Consider the following 18,637-nt stretch of genomic DNA (forward strand, 5'->3'; position numbering starts at 1 on the left):
GGTCAGAAGGTGTGGCGGATGCCGGCCATCACGCCATTCTGCGATTTGCCGGCCCCAACCGAGCCGCCGGCATCCAGCGCCACCGCCGACAGGCCCGAGTTCTTCATGCGGCCCACACCACCATACACGGCGGTACGTTTCGAGAAGTAGTAGGTCGCGCGCGCCACCAGCATGGTGGCATCGTCGCCGCTGCGCTTCACATCCTTGCGCGCCCACTGCGCGTCCAGCGTGGTGAACGGCGTCACCGGATAGCTCACCCCAAAGTAGTACAGATCCGACTCGGTCAGGCCGGTTGCCGCGCGCGTGGTGCGGTCGATGACGCCGCCGCCCAGCTTGGCCTCGCCCACCTTCACATAACCGTTGGCGGTAACGCGCTTGTCGCTGTTATTGCTGCTGGTCAGACCCGCAGCCGCGCCGGTATTGCCGTACAAAATGTCATACGACATATTCAGGCCGTACGCCGCAGTCTCGTAACCAAACAGGCCGGTCACCTGGCGGCAAGCCTTGGCATTGCCCGCCACCTCGCCCGGGCAGCCGGTAGCGGCCGGGCCGCCGGCGCTGGATCCGTCGCGGCCGGTGCTGTAGGTGGCGCCGATCACAAAGTTATTGAAAGTGCCGTAGTAGCCGATGGCATTGTCGCTGCGCGCATTCGGCAGGTATGGGTCGATGCTGCCGATGGCGAACAGGTTCGGCCCCATCACGTCCGACTTCAGGCCGGAGATATAAGTCATGTTGATCTGGCGGCCCAGGGTCACGGTGCCGAAGTCGCCTTTCAGGCCGACAGTGGCCTGGCGGCCGAACAGGCGGTTGCCCTGCCCCATGCTGCCGGTATCGACGGCCAGGCCGGCTTCCAGCGTGAAGATGGCCGACAAGCCGCCGCCCAGGTCTTCCGTGCCGCGGAAGCCGATGCGCGAAGGGAAGGAACCCGTCAGCGACGGCATGCGGGTCACGCTGTCGCCGGCGGCATTGACGTTGGTGACGCGCTCAATGCCGGTGTCCAGCAGGCCGTACACGGTTACGTTGGATTGGGCCATGGCGGAGGAAGCGCCGAGGGTGCACAGCAGCGCCGCTGCGCCACGAATGGTGTTTTTCATTCCTAGTCTCCTGTTGTTTTAATGATGTGCGATTATCGAACAATCGGTTGTTAATCGCACATAGATTGGATACTATGGTTGCCACGGTATATTGTCAATCACCGGAAACAGAACAGCACAGGAGACAGGCATGAACATGAAAAAAGTAGTGAAAATAGCGACACTTGCAGCATTCACCTTGGCCACAGCACCCGCCGCATGGGCACAAGACACCATCAAGGTGGGGGTGATTGCGGCCTTTTCCGGTGCGTTTGCTGACTACGGCAAGCAAATGGAGGGCGGCATCAAGGCCTATATGGCGCAATACGGCGACACGGTGGCCGGCAAGAAGATCCAGATCATCGTCAAGGACACCACCGGCCCGGCGCCGGAAGTGGCCAAGCGCCTGGCGCAGGAACTGGTGGTGCGCGACAAGGTCGACTTCCTGGCCGGCTTCGGCCTGACGCCGGAGGCGCTGGCGGTGGCGCCAATCGCCCAGCAAGCCAAAAAGCCGATGATCATCATGAACGCCGCCACCTCGGTCATCACCACCAAGTCCGACTACATCGCCCGCTTCTCGATGACGCTGCCGCAGGTCTCGGCGCCGATGGCCACCTGGGCGGTGAAGAACAAGATCAAAAAAGTGGTCACGCTGGTGGCCGACTACGGTCCCGGCATTGATGCCGAAGCCGCCTTCAAGACTGAACTGGTCAAAGGCGGCGGCACGGTGACGGAAACCATCCGTGTACCGCTGCGCAATCCGGAGTTCGCGCCCTTCATCCAGCGCATCAAGGACGCCAAGCCGGACGCGGTGTTCATCTTCGTGCCGGCCGGCGAGCAAAGCATCGCCTTCATGAAAGGCTATCGCGAGCGCGGCCTGGCCGAAGCCGGCATCAAGGTTATCGCCACCGGCGACCTGACCGACGACCACGTGCTGCCGGCCATGGGCGACGCCACGCTGGGCGTGATCACCACCTTCCACTATTCGGCCGCCCACAAGTCGCCGGAGAATGCTGCCTTCCTGAAGAGCTTTGCCGCCGCCAATCCGAACGGCGGCCGGCCCAACTTCATGGCGGTCGCGGCCTACGACGGCATGGCGGCCATCTATGAAGTCGCGCGCAAGCTGAACGGCAAGATCGACGGCGACAAGGCGATGGAAATCCTCAAGACCATCAAGCTGAACAGCCCGCGCGGCCCGATCGCCATCGACCCGGCCACCCGCGACATCGTGCAGACGGTGTATGTGCGCAAGGTGGAAAAGGTTGGCAGCGAAGTCTATAACGTCGAATTCGATCAGTTCGCTAACCAGAAGGACCCCGGCAAATAAAGCCTTCTTGTAGGTGAGACAGCGTACAGCCGCAGCAACGTGCGGCGGGCAGAATCACCTGCATGGATACGCAAACGACAAACCGCCCCCGCCGCAAATTCCACCCCGCCGCCTATGCCATGCACAGGCAGATGCTGGCGGTGCGGCGGACGATGGCGGCAGCGACGGTGGAAGAATCCCAGGCGGCGGCGCGCTGGGCGCAGGCGTGGTATCAGCTGGTGCAGCGCAAGCTGGATCAGCTCCAGCAAGCGCCGCGGTATTTGCATTAGGCGGGGGAGTAGCAACCGCCGGCGCGGCGTTCCATGCCGTGGCGGTCGAGGATGGTGACGGTGCCGCGGCGGTATTCGATCAAGCCCTCTTCCTGCAGCTTGCCGGCGCAGCAGGTAATCGATTCGCGCCGCACGCCGAGCATGTTGGCGATCATCTCCTGCGTCACTTTCAATTCATTGGACAGCGAACGGTCCAGTCGTTCCAGCAGCCAGCGGCACAGGCGCTGTTCGATGCTGCCGTGACGCACGCCGGCCACGGTTTGCGCCAGCTGCGCGAACAAGGCGCTGGTGTGGCGCATCAGCTGCTGGGCCAGCGCGCCGCCGCTGAAGAAGGCCTGGCGCAGCACCGCCGATTTGATGCGGTAGCCATAACCGGCGGTCTGCACCACGGCGCAGCAGTTGGCGCGCTCGTTTTCATACATCGACACACCGACCACGCCTTCACGCCCGACCACCGCCACTTCAGCGGCGCCGCCGTCTTCCGTCACGTACTGCAGGGAAACGATGGCGTTGGTGGGAAAGTAGGCGTATTCCATCTGGTCGCCGGTGTCGAACAGATGCTTGCCGGCTTCCAGCGGCACCAGGTCAAGGTGGACAAACAAGTCCAGCAATTCTTCGCGCGACAGCGCGCGCAGCAGTTCATTCTGTTGGGCGCCGGTCAGGCTGATGGCTGGCGCAGGGGTGTGCTGCATCGCGCGTGGGATGCTGGCGGAGACGGATGTCTGTTTGGCTGCGTACATATCGTGCCTCATCAATATGGGTATCGGATGAACAGCACTATATCGCCGCGCTGCGCGCCGGCTTATAGGAGCACATACAGACCTTATGTAGGTTGGGAACATAGTGATTTGTCAGCCTTATCCTACGCTCAGCCAGCGCGTCGCCAGGCCCATGGCCTGCTCCCGGACCGGCAAACGCACCCGCCCGGCACGTGGCAACGCCACCGCGCGCGGCGCCGTCTCGCCCAACTGCAGCAGCAGGGCCGGCAGATTCAGACCGGCGCGCGCGGCGTGCAGCACCGAGTTTCCAAATTGCGGCTTGAAGTCCAATATGAAATAACTATCGCGCGCCGGATCGTAGCGCAGGTCCAGATGGCCGGCGCCGCTGTAATTACATGCCGCCACCAGCCGCTCGACATATTCACGCACGCGCCGGCTGGGGTAAAAAGTGCGCCCGCGCCGGGTCTGGCGCAGCACCGCACAGGCGGTCAACCTGCCCTGCCACGCCAGGAACGAGGCCGTCACTTTCCATCCTGTCACACACGACTGTGCGATCATGGGATAGCCGCCCAGCTGCCCGCGCGCCACGGCGCGTTCCAGCGCCTGATGGCTGGGGTGCCGCACCACGCCGGCGCCTGGCGTCAGCGGCGCGGTCACAATCGGGTACACCAGGGAATGCCCCAGCAATTGCGCGCTGTCCGTCAGCCGCACGCTGTGCGGCGCCGGCAAGTCCAGCGCCTGCAGCAGGCGCACCAGATGCCATCTGTCGTCAAAAGAAGCGGCGGTGGCGGCGGCCGCCGGCGCGGCGCAGGCCGGCAGCGGCGCATCGGCCAGCAGCGAGGCGGCAGCGGCATCGGCAGCCATCACTACATCGATGTGGGTGCTCTCGCACAGCGCGCCAAGCTGGGCGACGCCGTCGCGCCAGGGCAGATAGCGCCGGCAATCGGTGGTACAGCGCATGGGGGACCAGCTGGCACGGCCCAGCACGACAGGAGCATGGCCGGCACGGCGCAGGCAACGCGCTACCGACCATGTCAGCATCGGCGCAACGCCCGCCACCAGCACGGCTGGAGAGGCAACACGCATGACGAATCCTTGTGAAAAACCCGTCAAACAGCGTAGCCGTACAGTGCGCGCGTTATTAGATATAGGTCAACCGTGCGGGAATTTCTTTAGGGTATGAATTTATTCATGCGCGAGCCCTCTTCGATCGAGCGCTCGTCGCGCACCCGCAGACGGCCGGGGTTGCGCCGATGTTCCGGCTCGGAAATAACGCGCTTGATCACGCTTTCGAGCACCCCGCGATGGCTGAGGTACTCGACTGCGCTTTCAGGGCTCACCTGGTCGGCCAATTCTATGCCGGCCTCCACCACCTCGGACGACTGGTAGTCCGGGCGGAAAGTTTGCGTGGTAGACATCGCTGCCTCCTGAATGGACAAAATCCAATTCTGAAATTCTACCGCAGCGATCGCCGTTCGGTAACTCACTTAGTGGCAGCGGCGCAACTCTGCTAAGGCGCGGGCACACCTTGCGGCGGCTGACCATTGCGCGGAATCAACCAGCCGCCGTCGCTGAGCCAATCATGCAAGCGATCTGGCCAGTGGGCATCGGACAGCCGCTCGGAGCGCTGTCCCATATTGAAAGCGTGGTCGGTATCAGCATACAAGTGCAGCTCGGCCGAAACCCCGGCCGCGATCAGCTGCTGGTACAGATTGAGCGCAGGCGGCATGCAGCACTTGTCGTTGGAGCCGGCCACGATAAAGGCCGGTGGCGCGCCGGTCGCCGCCTTGGCCGGCGAACCGAGCGGGCCGGGATACACCAGCACCTGGAAGTCTGGCCGTGCGCTCAGCTTGTCGATGGCGTCCTGCCTGGCCGGCAGCGGCGGCTCGGGATTATCGGCCACCAGCGACACCAGTTCGCCGCCGGCCGAAAAACCCATGATGCCGACGCGCTGCGGATCGACGTTGTACTCGGCCGCATGCGCGCGCACCCAGCGCACGGCGCGCCGTAGGTCGGCCGCCGCATCGTTCTCGATGGAGTAGCTGGAACCCGGGTCGCGCGCCAGCCGGTACTTCAGCACGAAAGCCGTCACGCCCACGCGATTGAGCGACCTGGCCGCCACCATGCCTTCGTTCTGGAACACCAGCATGCGGTGGCCGCCGCCCGGCACAATCACCACCGCCGCGCCGTTGGCATGGCGCGGATTGGCGCGCACCACCGTCAGTGACGGATCGTGGATATTGCTGACGTAGGTGTTGTCCACCTTCTCCGCCTCGTTGTGACGCTTTTCGGCGCCGGGTGCGCCATTGGGCCACAGTTGCAGCTGTTGTGCGCCGGCGTGCGCGCACCAGGCCATCAGCAGGCAGGCGAGTTTATTGCGCATCGAAGCCTCCCGCCGCGTACAGCGAATGGTGGGTGAGGATGAACAGCGTGCGCTGGTCGGCGCCGCCGAAGATCAGTTGCAGCGGACGCTCAGGCACGTCGATGCGGCCGATCTCCTTGCCATCCGGCGCGTAGACAAACACCTGACCGTTAGCCACGTAGACATTGCCCTTGCCGTCCACCGCCGCGCTCTCGCCGCCGCGATTGGCCGCCAGCCTGAGGTCCGTGATGGCGCCGCCGGCGCCGATCACACCGCTGAAAGTACGATTTTCGGAACCGTTGGTAAATACCACGCGGCCGTTGGCGCCGGGAGTGACCAGGCCGTAGGTATCCAGCGTATCGGACCAACGCCAGCCCAGGTGGTCAGTCGGGCCTTGCTTGAACACGCGGTAGGCCGGCAGCACCAGGCTGCCGTCCGGCGACACGTACTCACGCTTCTTCGGCAAGGCCACGTCGCGGGCGAACATCTCGGCCAGCGTGGTGAATTCGTAGGTGTCGAAGTTAAGCTGATCGCGGAATTCGCCGTTTTGCCAGAAGTTGACCGGCACCAGCGTGCGCGCATTGGCATTGGCCTTGACCGGCGTTGGCTTGATGATGGTGACCGGGCCAGCCGGCTGCTCCGGGTTGAAAGAGTACACCGTGCCTTCAGGCCCCGCCGAGGACACCACCAGAATCGAACCGCTGTTGTCGACAGCCAGATTGACCGGATCGAGCGGCGCATCGCGTACCACCGCCAGCCCGGCCTCTTTCGACCAGCTGTAGATACGGTTGAAACGGCGGTCGACAAAATACAGCTTTCCCTTGCGGTCCACCGTGGCGCCGGCGATGGAGTAGAAATCGCCTTCCAGCTTCTCCACCTTAGCGGCAGCGAACGGGCCGGCCGGTGCGGCGACTGGCGCGGTGGTCGGGAACACCACTGCGGCCGGACCGGTGGCCGCACGAGCGGCGACGGCGACGTTGGCCGGCGTAGCCGGGCCGATGTCCAGCACCGCGAATTCGTGCTCACGCACCTCCTGCTTGTGCGTCAGGTCCTGCAGCGTGTTCTCGAACGGGTACTTGCTGGCGCGCAGATAGGTATCGCAGCCGTTTTCATCGCAAGTGGCGTAGCCGCTTTCAGCGTTGACGTGCACATTACGGAAGCGGATGTCGCCCGAGTTGGTGATCTTCACCGCCGACACGGCCGGCTTGATCGAACGCGTGACGCGATAGGTATGGTAGTTGGCGAAAGTGATGTTGCGCGAATTGCGGATCTCCAGCGATACCGCGTCCATGCCGTCCCGCACCTCCTGCTCCGTCTGCGGCGCCAGGAATTCCCAGTTCTCCACATTATCCAGCACGATCTCGGCGCGGATATGGTGCTCGGCCGACAGCTCGTACACCTTGCCCGGCGTCCTGGTGTTGGAGACGTAGAAGCCCGCCTGTGCAAAGGTGCTTGGCGACCAGCACGCGACGAACGTGCCGCCACCGCCATCGGTCACCCAGATGCTTGGGTACTGGCGGTCCCAGTGCGCGGTAGGATCGAAATTGGCCGATTTCTGATAAGGATCGCGGCGCTTGCCGTCATACAGGCGCGTGCCATGGCCGCCCTGGATGCGGATGTCATCCACCAGCGACTCGGCGCCAGCCTTCCACAGCAGCGCGGTCGCGCGTGGATTGACCTCGCCGGTGGCCAGCCCAAAACCGGTGACGATCGCATCGCCGCCCCTGGCACTTTCCAGCAGCGCCTTCGGACCGTCCGCACCGGCGTAGGCCGGAGAGCCATTGGGCAGCACCAGCTGCGTCACGCCCGGATGCAGGCCAATCAACACCGTGTCCGGCTTCATGCGGATGGTATCCTGCACCATGTAGAAGCCCTGCGGCAGATACACCACGCGCTTGCTGTCGATGGCTTTCTGCACCGCCGCCGTATCGTCAGTCACGCCGTCGCCCACCGCGCCGAAATCACGCACGCTGGCCCACTGCCTGGTGTCCGGCAGCGTGCGCATCACCGGCTTGCGCGGGGCTGGCAAGGCTTTCAGCGCCGCGCCCTTGACGTTGGTGGCGAACTTGCCGACGCTGCCGAGGCCCGGCAGCATCAGGCCATAATTGAATTCGCTGATCTGGTAGGCCGGGCCATAACCCTGCACCGTCTTGCCGCTGTCGCGGAAACGCGCGAACACCGGCGTGTTCCTGGCCACCGCGTTATCGAAACCGACCTGGGTGTAGACATTGTCCTCGTTGCTGATGACGACTGCGGCCTTGGAGACATTCTCAAAGCGCACGTCCTTGCCCCACAACCAGTCGCCATAGCCACGGCTGATCTCGATCCCCACCGGCGTGTTGCGGATGGTGGTGTTGACCAGCGTGAGGCCGGCCTCATGGCCGCGGATCGCCGCCTCGCGCTGGCCTTCAAAGGTGGTGTCCATCAGCGTGAACTGCCACGCCGGCGAGGTTTTCTCGGTCAGGATGCCGTAACGGCCGCCGTAGAACTTGAGGTCGAAACTCTCGTTGCCGACCATGTACACGCCCGCCAGGCCGGAGCCGATGTGGAAGTCCATGTGGCTCAGATAGGAGTGCTGCGCGGTGCGCAGGCGCACAGCAGCGGCGGCCGGATTGCCATCGCCAATTTCAATATCCACATTGCTCATCGCCGAGTAGAAGGTCGACGAATTCGCATCGCGCACGTTCTCGCTGTACGGGACGGCGCTCTTGACCGGCACCGGCACCTTGCCGACCGTGTACTGGTCGCCGCCGGTGAACACCACCATGTTCGCCACGCCCTTCTGGAAGCCCGGCGTATTCGCGCCCAGCACCAGCACCGGCCGCGTCGGGCCAACGCCGTACAGGCGCACCGCCAGCGGCACCAGCAGCGAGCGGCTGATGCGATAGCGGCCCGAAGGCAGGAACACCACCCCGCCCTCGCCGTGATTGGCGGCAGCGTTCAGCGCCTCCTGGATGGCGGCGGTGTCGTCGGCGCGGCCATCCGCCACCGCTTTCACTTTCACCGCGCGCGGGTCGTCCGGCATGGTCTGGTAGGCGGAGACTGATGCGGCCTGCGCCAGCAGGGGCGCGGCAAAAGCTGCCGCAACCAGCATATTCAAGATTGGTTTCATCTGTTTATCCTATAAAGGCAGAAAGAAGCAATACGAAAATGAGTCCGAACACGCCAACCAACGTCTCCATCAGCGTCCACGAACGGAAAGTGTCTTTCAGGGATAGCCCGAAGTACTCCTTGAACATCCAGAAACCGGAGTCGTTCACATGGCTGCACATCAAACTGCCGGCGCCGATCGCCAGCACCATCAGGCTCGGGTCGATGCCCGAACCCTGCACCACCGGCGCCACAATGCCGGCCGCCGTCAGTCCCGCCACGGTGGCGGAACCCAGACAGATGCGGATCAGGGTCGCAACCATCCAGCCCAGCACCAGCGGCGGCACCGGCAAGGCACCCAGCTGTGTGCCCAGTTGCGCGCTGACGCCGGAATCCACCAGCACCTGCTTCAACGCACCGGCGCCTGCGATCACCAGCAGGATCGGCGCAATATCGCGCATGGCATCCTGCGCGCCGGCCATCAGCACCTGCAGCTTCTGGCCGCGCGCCACGCCCAGCGTGAACACTGCCACCAGCAAGGCAAGCAGCATCACAATCATGGGATTGGCCAGGAACAGCACCAGCGACTTCAGCGCCGGAGCGGCAATCGGCAGCATGCTGGCGCCGGTGGCGGCGGCCAGCAGCCACACCGGCAGCAGCGCCGTGGCGAAGCTGTTGAACACCCCCGGCAGTTCCGCTTCGTCGCGCAGGCCGGCGCGGAACATCGGTGCCGGCTCGGCCTGGATGCGCTTGAGCGTCATGGCAAACACCGGACCGGCGATGATCAGCGTCGGCACCGCCACGATCAAACCGTAGAACAGCGTGCGCCCCATATCGGCATGGAACTGCGCCACCAGCGCGGTGGGCGAAGGATGCGGCGGCAGGAAGCCGTGCGCAATCGACAATCCGGCCAGCAGTGGAATCGCCAGCGCCACCGCCGGGCGGCCGCTCTGGTACACCAGCGAGAACACCAGCGGCACCAGCAGCACAAAGCCGACGTTGTAGTAGAGGGGAATCCCGGCCACGAAACCGGTCAGCGTCAGCGCCACCGGCATGCGCGCGGAACCGAACACGCCGATCAGATAACTGGCGATGCGCTGCGCCGCGCCACTGTCGGCAATCAGCTTGCCGAACACCGCCCCCAGGCAGACAATCACAATCAGCGAGCCAAGCAGATCGCCGATGCCCTTGTCGATCGATTTGGGGATATTCTCCAGCGGCACGCCAAGCAGCAGCGCGGCGATCAGCGCGGCCGCCACGAATGCCAGCAGCGGCTGGACCTTGGCCCAGGCAATGAGCAGCGTGAGCGAACCGACCGCCAATGCCACGGCAATCAGCGCCCACGCCGCCGGCGTCACTCCGAAGAGCGCCGCCAACGGAGTGGTGACAGTCATCGCTTAGAAGTTGTAGCGCAGACCAACACGGTACACACGGCCGATCACATCGTACAGGGCCGGGTTGATGCCGAAGCTCAGATTGGCCTGCGGCGCCGCGGCTGGATCAACATTGCCGATGTTATCGATCTTGAAGAAGGCCGTGGCCTTGTCCGAGAACTTCCAGCTGCCGCCCAGATCCACGTAGAAGGCACCTTTCATATGGTTGTTGTAGATGGTCGGATGGATCACGGTCGATACCGGGCAGTTGGTCTGGCACTCGATAAACTCGTTGCTGTACTTGCCGCTGCTGATCCAGCGCTCGCTCAGCGTCAGACTGTACTTATCGGTGTCCCACGACTGCGAGAACAGGCCCTTCCAGCGCGGCGTGCTGCCCAGGTTATTACCGGCGCCTTCCGATGGAATGGTGCCCACCACGCCTGGATCGGTCAGGAAGCTGATGTTACGGGTGATCAGGCCACGCACGGTGAAGCGGCCCGGCAGATTCCAGTCCTTCAGATTCAGGCGGTACGCGGCTTCCAGGTCATAGCCCTTGCTGTGCAGCGAAGCCAGGTTGAAGGCTTGCACGGTCACGTAGTTGTTGGTCGGGATCGGGTTACCAAGCGACATGGCGCCGCAGATTTCCTGGTTACCGGCCACGCACAGATCCACTTCCTGCTGCGCGGTCAGCGACGAGATCACGCCATTGACCTTGATGTCAAAGTAATCGACCGAGGCGCTGAAGCCCGGTGCCCAGCTTGGACGATCCAGCACGATGCCGAAGATGTTGTTACGCGCGATTTCAGGACGCAGCCTGGTATTCCCCACAGTACGCTGCTGGATGGTGACGGTGTTGCCCTGATACTGCACCACGTTGTTCACCACCACCGCTGCCGCATACAGTTCGCTCAAGTTTGGCGCGCGCACATCTTTCGAGGTGACCGCGCGGAAGCGCAGGCCGTCGATGCCGGTCTTCCAGTTGGCGCCCAGCTTCCAGCTTTCCACGTGGCCGGAGGTGCTGTACTTGGTGTGGCGGTCGGCCACGTTGATGTTGGCCTCGCCCCAGGTGGCAGATTTCAGCACCGGCACGTTCAGCTCCGCATAGGCTTCCTTCACGTTGTAGGTGCCGGAAGCGTTGTGGTAGTTACCTGCGTACCAGTTGTTGCCGACAGTGGAATTCAGGATCGGGTCAGCCGGATACTGCGCGGTGTTCGGGCTGTCCGGGAAGATGCCGTTGCCGTACGGGTCGCCGTTGACGCGGTACGACTCGCGGCGCCATTCGGCACCGGTTGCCAGCGCCACCGGACCGGCCCAGGTGTCGAACACTTCACCATTGATATTGAAGCTGCCCACGTCCTGCTGCTGGCGGGTATGCTGCTGCGGACCGTTTTCCGGCGCCACATAGCCCCAGGCGGCGGCGCTGACCGGCACATTGCCGATGATGTTCAGCGGGACGCAACCGGAAGCACGCGCCACCTCATTGCGGCAGGCGATGCTGCCGTCGGCCAGGCGTACCGCGTCGATGGCGGCGTTGTAGCGCGCATTCAGCGTCATGTCCTTGACGATGATGTCGGTGAAGTTGATGCCGCGCTCCACGTACGCGTCATAGGTCCAGTCCTTGCCGAAGGCCGGGAAGCGGCCGTTGGCGCCCAGCGTCAGGCGGCGCATCTCGCGGGTCGGATGAACGTTGATATTCTCCGGGAAGATGGCGTTGGCCGTACCGTACTGGAAGCTGGTGATGTTATTCGCCGCGCACGCCGCCGCGATCGAAGCCGGCAGATAAGGATTCGAGCACTGGATGGTCAGGTTGGCATTCTTGGCCGCGCCAGGATTGGGCGAGAACGCCGACTTCACGCGGCCGAAGTTGGCGGTCATGTAGATCTCATGATCCGGATTGATCTCAAAGCCCACGCGGGTATAGCCCACCTGGCGGGTCAGATCCATCGCCAGATTGGTGCCGGCGCCGACGCTGCCGCTCAGGTCCCCGCCGATGCAGAATGGATTGACGCAGCCGGTCACCGCGCCGGTGCCGGTTGGCACGCCGTTCGAGCCATACTGGAACTGGTACGGCTGGCCGTTGGCGCCAAACGCCGTGCCTTGCAATGGGCCGCTGGTAATCAGGCCGTATTTCGCGTACTGGTACTGCTGCGCGTGTTCGATCACCGTGTACTGCGGCTTGCCGTCATTGGTCTGCGACAGAGGGCGGATCTGATACGCCGGATTCTTGTACCAGGTACGGCCATTCGGCCCCACTTCGCCAAAGCCCGGCGACTCGATACCCTTCTCGCGGCCGTATTCAACGCTGGCCGTCACGTGCAGGCGGTCATCCATGAAGGCCTTGCCGAAGGCCGCCTGGAAAGTGCCGTTCTTGTCGTCGTGATAGGTGGTCTGGCCGCCTTCGACATTGAACTTGGCGCCTTCGAATTTCTTATCGGTGATGAAGTTAACGACACCGCCGATGGCGTCCGAGCCGTAGGAAGCGGAAGCGCCGCCGGTCACCACGTCCACGCGCTTGACCAGCAGCTGTGGGAACTGGCTGACGTCCGTCACGCCGGTGACATTGGCGCCCACCACGCGCTGGCCGTCCAGCAGCGTCAGGGTGCGGATCGGCCCCAGGCCGCGCAGGCTCAGAGAGCTCAGGCCCTGGATGCCGCTGGAAGTGCTGTTGGTGCTGGTGGTGCGGCCGGTGCTGCCCTGCAGTGCCGGCAGTTCCGCGATCGCGTTGAACAGATTAGGCTTGGCGGTCTTGGCCAGATCATCTGCGCCCAGCGTGGTGGTCGGCGTCGGCTGGGTAAAGCCGCGTGCCGAAATGCGCGAGCCGGACACAGTCACCACATTGTCAACCTTGGCTTCCGGTTCAGTGGCGGCGGCAGGCGCGCCTTGTGCGTCCTGCGCGGCGGGTGCGGCTTGCTGCGCAGCGGCGGCGACCTGCTGGGCGTGGGCCGCCGAAATGGCGATCCAGCTGCAGGCGCTGGCCACAGCCAGGCGCATGATGGTGTTACGGGTAGCGAGTGTAGTCATTGTCAGTCTCCGTCTAGTTATTGTGATTGCTGCGTACTGCTTACTTCTCTGCGCGGATCTGCGTTACCAGATCCGCGGGGGGTGTTTCGATATCCAGCGTGACGCCGGCTTCGTCCTGCTGCAGCGGTTCCAGATCGCGGAACTGGCTGTCCAGCAGCGAGGGCGGCATGTAGTGGCCGACACGCGCCCGCATGCGCGCCTCGATCAACGCCTTCGGTCCGTTCAGATGCGCAAAGCGCAGGCCCGGATCGCCCTGGCGCAGCAGGTCGCGATAGCGGCGCTTGAGCGAGGAGCAGGAAATCACCAGCCCCTCGCCACGCTGGCGCGCCGCGCTGATCTGCGCCTGCAGAGCCAGCAGCCAGTCGGCGCGGTCATCATCGTTGAGCGGCACCCCGGCCGACATCTTGGCCACATTGGCCGGCGGGTGATACTGGTCGCCCTCGACAAACGGCACACCGTTCGCCGTCGCCAACGCCTGCCCGACAGTGCTCTTGCCGCAGCCGCTGACGCCCATCACCACCCAACGGATACTCTGCATCCATGTCTCCAAGATTAGTTAGCGCTAACATTGCCGATCGCTAAAAACAGGCGCCTGACAGCAGCACCTATTAATCAGGTATCGGGGAATTCGGGTCAGCGCCAAGATAGCGTTATCATTTGTATGGACTTTAGCTTACCGTAGGAATTTGTAAAGACATATTCATGCTGCAGCGCAGCGTCGCGGCACCTGGAAATCGCCGGTTACACCGTTGCCGGAGCGGGTCTGCGGCGGCGCAACATAAACCGCTGCACAAAAGCCACACTTCGGGTGCTATGCTACGTCTGCCCTACCCGATCAACCAGACAACAACACAATGCACAACAACGAGACCATCCGTCCGCTGACGGGCCAGGATTACAAAACCCTGTCGCTGGCCGCCCTGGGCGGCGCTCTTGAGTTCTACGACTTCATCATCTTCGTTTTCTTCGCCAACGCCATTGGCCAGCTGTTCTTCCCGCCCGAAATGCCGGACTGGCTGCGCACCCTGCAAACGTTTGGCATCTTTGCGGCCGGCTACGTAGTGCGGCCGCTGGGGGGCATCGTCATGGCCCACTTTGGCGACCTGCTGGGCCGCAAGCGCATGTTCACGCTATCGATCCTGATGATGGCCGTGCCGACGCTGGCCATCGGCCTGCTGCCGACCTACGCCAGCATCGGCCTGGCGGCGCCAATACTGCTGCTGTTGATGCGCGTATTCCAGGGCGCGGCGGTTGGTGGCGAAGTGCCGGGCGCCTGGGTATTCGTCTCCGAACACGTGCCGGCGCGTTACACCGGCTACGCCTGCGGCGTGCTGACGGCCGGCCTGACCTTCGGCATCCTGCTTGGCTCCCTGGTCGCGACCGGGTTGAATACCGCCTACAAACCGGATGAAGTGCTGGCCGGGGCATGGCGCATCCCGTTCCTGCTGGGCGGCGTCTTCGGGCTGGGCGCCATGTACCTGCGCCGCTGGCTGCATGAAACGCCGGTATTTGCCGAAATGGCGCAGCGCAAAGCGCTGGCCGCCGAAATGCCATTGAAGTCCGTGCTGCGCAGCCATCGCGGCGCGGTGACGGTATCGATGCTGCTGACGTGGATGCTGTCGGCCGGCATCGTGGTGGTGATCTTAATGACCCCAGCCCTGCTGCAAAAGGTCTACCACATCGATGCGCGCACCTCGCTGGTGGCCAACACCGTGGCCACGTTGGGCCTGGCGTTCGGCTGCATCGTCTACGGCGTACTGGCCGACAAGCTGGGCGCCAAGCCGGTGCTGTTTGTGGGGGCGCTGCTGCTGGCGATCTGCACCTACGTGTTCTACACCACATTGCGCGCGCAGCCGGAACTGCTGCTGCCGCTGTACGGCCTGACCGGCTTCTGCGTCGGCGTGGTGGGTGCAGTGCCGAGCGTGCTGGTACAAGCCTTCCCGGCGCAGGTACGCTTCTCGGGCTTGTCGTTCTCGTACAACCTGTCCTACGCCATCTTCGGCGGCCTGACGCCGGTGGTAGTGACGCTGATGCTGAAAAACGATCCGCTCGGCCCCGCATGGTACGTGATCGGCGTGTGCGCCATCGGCATGCTGACCGCCCTCTTCATCCGCCCAATTCGGGGTCAGCTCTGACATTCGGACAGTCGCACAGCACATCTGACATAAATCAATACATTCATCTCAAACATTGATCTAGCCAAAATTTCGCCCAAAAATACTTGATGCCACAAAATCGCAGAGCGACTTGAGATATCTCAATTGTGTTCTTCGGCTGTCCGAATGTCAGAGCTGACCCCGAATTACAGGTCCTCATGGTGGCCGGAAGCGCCCTGCTTCCAGTACGCTGAGATGCGGGCCGCCTCGCGCGGGTGGCGCTTGTCGCCAAACACGGCGTCGCGCACTTGCGCGGCCGCCGACGCTTCACCCGCAAACCAGAAGAAGCCTTCGCCCGCCGGCAGTTGCAGCGCGCGGATGGCGGCCAGCAGTTCGGCGCTGCCGGGGTGGCGTTGCAGCTGCACTTGCGCGGCGCTGTCGAAGCTGAGCGCCGCCGCTTCCTCACCCGCCACCAGCACCTGCACTTTGGCGCCGGCCGGCAGTTCTTCCAGACGCCGGCGGATCGCCGGCAGCGCAGTCGAATCGCCAGCCAGCACGTGCCATGCGTAATCCATCGGGATGATCATCGAACCGCGTGGGCCGCCGATCAGGGCGGACTGGCCGGGCGCCGCCTGGCGCGCCCAGTCCGACGCCGCACCGGTGGCGTGCAGCGCGAATTCGATGGTCAGCTCGCACGTTTCGTTGTTGTAGCTGCGCGGCGTGAAATCGCGGCGCTCCTCGTCGCTGATCAGGAATTTCACATGGTCGTCATAGGAAGCCGAGACGAAATCGTGTAAGGTCTCGCCTTTGAATGTTACGCTGACGTAGTTCGGAGCCAGATGCTGCACCTTCACCACTTCCAGTTCTCGCCGTTTGAGTTCGTGCCGTACGCGTTGTATGCGATTTGCCATCATCTGCTCCTTAGTTGATAATGTCACCTATTATGACCAAACAAGTTAATAAAGTCAACCAATCCGAGCAGGTGTTCGACGCCATTCACTCGGTCATGCATTTGTACCGGGCGCGCCAGCTGCGCGGATTGCGCGATACGCCGCATGAGTTGACCCACATGGAATACAAGGCGATGGGATTTTTTGCCCGTCATCCGCGAGCGACGCAGGGTGATCTGGTGGCGCATTCCGGGCGCGATAAGGCGCAGCTGGCGCGCCTGCTGAAAGGCTTGCGCGACAAGCAGCTGCTCGATGCGGAGGCCGATGAAAATGACCGCCGCATCACGCGCCTGTCGCTCAGCGATGAGGGCAAGCGCATTTTCAACAGCCTGCACGATCTGGGCGTGCAGGCTTCCAGCGCGGCGGTGACGGGGATGAGCGCGGAGCAGCTGGCACAATTGCAAACCTTGCTGCAGCAGATACGACAGAATCTTGAGGCGGATTAGCGCCACCGTCATTCCGGCGACGGCCGCAATGACGTGGCGCTATCTCACAATGGCACGTTGCGCGTGGCGGCGCTGATCTGCTCCAGCGGCACCTTCGGCGAGCGATCGGCGTTCAGCAATCCATTGGTCTCCTGGAAGGTGTCGGCAAACTGCGTGTAGCAGAAGCCACTGAACATCACCGTCTCGTTCACCACATGCAGCAAGGCGCGGTAGCGTTCCAGATAGGTGGCCGCGTCGCCAGCACGCGAATAGCCCCAGGTATGCCCTTCCGGCGCGTTCGGATCGTAGGCGATGCCGCCAAACTCGGTCAGCACAATCGGCTGGCCGCGATGCGGGAAACCATCCAGCGTCAGGATACGCCCGCCCGGACGGCGCTGATCGAACAGCTGCCGCACCGGATCGTTGACCGCATAGCGTGCGCCCAGCTTTTCCGGATCGCCATCGTAATCGTGGATGCCGAGAATGTCGGTGGCCGAAGCTTCCCAGCCATCGTTGCCGATCACCGGCCGCGTGCCGTCCAGCATGCGCGTCAGGTGGTACAGGGCTTCCACCGCATTGCGGTGTGCCTGCGTCGAGGTCAGGTTCGGCACGCCCCACGATTCATTGAACGGCACCCACACGATCACGCACGGATGGCTGTAATCGCGTTCGATCACCTCGGTCCACTCCTTCACCAGCCGCGTCATGGAACGCGCACCGAAGGCATAGGCGGACGGCATCTCGCCCCACACCAGCAGCCCCAGCCGGTCGGCCCAGTACAGGTAACGCGGATCTTCCACCTTCTGGTGCTTGCGCACGCCATTGAAGCCCATGGCCTTGGCCAGTTCCACGTCGCGCCGCAGCGCATCGTCCGACGGCGCCGTCATCAGCGACTCCGGCCAGTAGCCCTGGTCCAGCACCAGCCGCAGATGATACGGCCGGCCGTTGAGCATGAAGCGGTCACGGTTGATCGCCACCGAACGCAGCGCCGTGTACGAACGCACCACGTCGACGATTTCATCGCCGTGGTATAGCGTCAGCTCGGCGTCCAGCAGCGTGGGCCGCTCGGGGCTCCACAGCAGATCATTGCGCGAATCATCGATGCCGGGATCGGACAGCACGATCTTGCGGTTGGCCTCCTGCCCCACCAGCAGGTAGCGGTCGGCCGCCAGCAGCACGCCATTGTGCGACAGCCGCACCTGCACCGACAACTGCTGGTCGATGTCGCCGCCGGCCAGCACTTCGCAGCCGATCTCGAAGTTGTCGAACATCGGCGTCCAGCGCAGCGAGCGGACGTAAGTGCTGGGCAGCGGTTCCAGCCACACGGTCTGCCAGATGCCGGTGGTGCGCGGATACCAGATCGAATGCGGCTCCAGCTGCCAATCCTGCTTGCCGCGCGGCTTGGCCAGGTCGCTTGGATCGTCCTCGGCGCGCAGCACCAGCGTTTGCTCGGCGCCCTCCACCAGCGCATCGGTGATGTCGGCGCGGAACGGCGTATGGCCGCCCTCGTGCTCGGCCACCAGCACGCCATTCACCCACACCTGCGCGCGGTAATCCACCGCGCCGAAGTGCAGCATGGTGCGCGCGCTGCGCGTGTCCAGCGTGAACACCCGGCGATACCAGCACACCGTATGGAAGCCCTGGTCGCCGATGCCGCTCATCTCGCACTCGGGCGCATACGGCACTTCAATGCGCCGGTCCCAGTCAATGTCATCGCCGGGATGACGGTAGCGCCGCTCATCGTCGTACGTGAAATCCCAACTGCCGTTCAGGCACTGCCACGCGTCGCGCTGCAATTGCGGACGTGGATATTCAAACTGACTCATCTTCACCTCGCGCTCGGAATCGGTAGTGCATGCATCGTAACAATGATTAGCACAAACGGCCGACATCATCCAATTCCGCGTGGAAAAGTGTGGCGCAAAAGCAGTC

General features: G+C 63.5%; 15 protein-coding genes. 4 read left to right on the forward strand and 11 right to left on the reverse strand.

Annotated features, from left to right (window positions below):
- Positions 1-2: 2 nt before the first annotated feature.
- Positions 3-1,094 (reverse strand): porin, encoded by a 1,092-nt coding sequence (locus ABDW57_RS08920; RefSeq protein ID WP_343729851.1) that lies wholly within the window; start codon positions 1,092-1,094, stop codon positions 3-5.
- Between the two features lie 130 nt (positions 1,095-1,224).
- Between ABDW57_RS08920 and ABDW57_RS08925 the strand changes: the two genes are divergently transcribed.
- Together ABDW57_RS08925 and ABDW57_RS08930 are read left to right on the forward strand one after the other, a co-directional pair.
- Positions 1,225-2,400, forward strand: a complete 1,176-nt coding sequence (locus tag ABDW57_RS08925) for an ABC transporter substrate-binding protein (RefSeq protein ID WP_343729852.1) — start codon at positions 1,225-1,227, stop codon at positions 2,398-2,400.
- 62 nt (positions 2,401-2,462) lie between these two features.
- Positions 2,463-2,669 carry a hypothetical protein gene (locus ABDW57_RS08930; RefSeq protein WP_176644484.1) on the forward strand — a complete coding sequence of 69 codons (207 nt, stop codon included), beginning with the start codon at positions 2,463-2,465 and terminating at the stop codon, positions 2,667-2,669.
- Here the strand turns inward: ABDW57_RS08930 and ABDW57_RS08935 are convergent.
- The 8 genes from ABDW57_RS08935 to ABDW57_RS08970 all read right to left on the reverse strand — a co-directional run bounded on the left by ABDW57_RS08935 (position 2,666) and on the right by ABDW57_RS08970 (position 13,772).
- On the reverse strand, positions 2,666-3,409 hold the full coding sequence (locus tag ABDW57_RS08935) for a Crp/Fnr family transcriptional regulator (RefSeq protein WP_343729853.1): 744 nt from the start codon (positions 3,407-3,409) through the stop codon (positions 2,666-2,668). The genes ABDW57_RS08930 and ABDW57_RS08935 overlap by 4 nt on opposite strands.
- Before the next feature lie 117 nt (positions 3,410-3,526).
- Complete coding sequence (locus ABDW57_RS08940) at positions 3,527-4,474, reverse strand: hypothetical protein (RefSeq protein ID WP_343729854.1); 948 nt, start codon at positions 4,472-4,474, stop codon at positions 3,527-3,529.
- Between the two features lie 86 nt (positions 4,475-4,560).
- Entirely contained in the window at positions 4,561-4,806 is a 246-nt protein-coding gene (locus ABDW57_RS08945; protein ID WP_343729855.1) for a hypothetical protein, read from the reverse strand.
- A gap of 92 nt (positions 4,807-4,898) precedes the next feature.
- On the reverse strand, positions 4,899-5,771 hold the full coding sequence (locus ABDW57_RS08950; protein WP_343729856.1) for an alpha/beta hydrolase: 873 nt from the start codon (positions 5,769-5,771) through the stop codon (positions 4,899-4,901).
- Positions 5,761-8,862 carry a glycosyl hydrolase family 28-related protein gene (locus ABDW57_RS08955; protein WP_343729857.1) on the reverse strand — a complete coding sequence of 1,034 codons (3,102 nt, stop codon included), beginning with the start codon at positions 8,860-8,862 and terminating at the stop codon, positions 5,761-5,763. The genes ABDW57_RS08950 and ABDW57_RS08955 overlap by 11 nt, the downstream gene beginning before the upstream one ends.
- Positions 8,863-8,866: 4 nt before the next feature.
- Complete coding sequence (locus tag ABDW57_RS08960; protein ID WP_343729858.1) at positions 8,867-10,234, reverse strand: gluconate:H+ symporter; 1,368 nt, start codon at positions 10,232-10,234, stop codon at positions 8,867-8,869.
- 3 nt (positions 10,235-10,237) lie between these two features.
- Positions 10,238-13,234 carry a TonB-dependent receptor plug domain-containing protein gene (locus ABDW57_RS08965; protein ID WP_343729859.1) on the reverse strand — a complete coding sequence of 999 codons (2,997 nt, stop codon included), beginning with the start codon at positions 13,232-13,234 and terminating at the stop codon, positions 10,238-10,240.
- Positions 13,235-13,274: 40 nt separating this feature from the next.
- Positions 13,275-13,772, reverse strand: coding sequence for a gluconokinase (locus ABDW57_RS08970; RefSeq protein WP_343729860.1), 498 nt, complete (start codon positions 13,770-13,772; stop codon positions 13,275-13,277).
- Positions 13,773-14,088: 316 nt separating this feature from the next.
- Between ABDW57_RS08970 and ABDW57_RS08975 the strand changes: the two genes are divergently transcribed.
- On the forward strand, positions 14,089-15,369 hold the full coding sequence (locus ABDW57_RS08975; protein WP_343729861.1) for an MFS transporter: 1,281 nt from the start codon (positions 14,089-14,091) through the stop codon (positions 15,367-15,369).
- A gap of 167 nt (positions 15,370-15,536) precedes the next feature.
- Here the strand turns inward: ABDW57_RS08975 and ABDW57_RS08980 are convergent, their stop codons facing one another.
- Positions 15,537-16,241 carry a siderophore-interacting protein gene (locus tag ABDW57_RS08980; RefSeq protein ID WP_343729862.1) on the reverse strand — a complete coding sequence of 235 codons (705 nt, stop codon included), beginning with the start codon at positions 16,239-16,241 and terminating at the stop codon, positions 15,537-15,539.
- 32 nt (positions 16,242-16,273) lie between these two features.
- On the opposite strand from ABDW57_RS08980, the gene ABDW57_RS08985 reads away from it, so the two are divergent.
- Positions 16,274-16,726: a MarR family transcriptional regulator gene (locus ABDW57_RS08985; RefSeq protein ID WP_343729863.1), complete on the forward strand. Its 453-nt coding sequence runs from the start codon at positions 16,274-16,276 to the stop codon at positions 16,724-16,726.
- Positions 16,727-16,770: 44 nt separating this feature from the next.
- Here ABDW57_RS08985 and ABDW57_RS08990 read toward each other — a convergent pair whose 3' ends face one another.
- Complete coding sequence (locus tag ABDW57_RS08990; RefSeq protein ID WP_343729864.1) at positions 16,771-18,531, reverse strand: glycoside hydrolase family 2 TIM barrel-domain containing protein; 1,761 nt, start codon at positions 18,529-18,531, stop codon at positions 16,771-16,773.
- Positions 18,532-18,637 lie beyond the last annotated feature (106 nt).

It is taken from the genome of Duganella sp., from assembly GCF_039595735.1.
Lineage (GTDB): Bacteria > Pseudomonadota > Gammaproteobacteria > Burkholderiales > Burkholderiaceae_D > Rugamonas.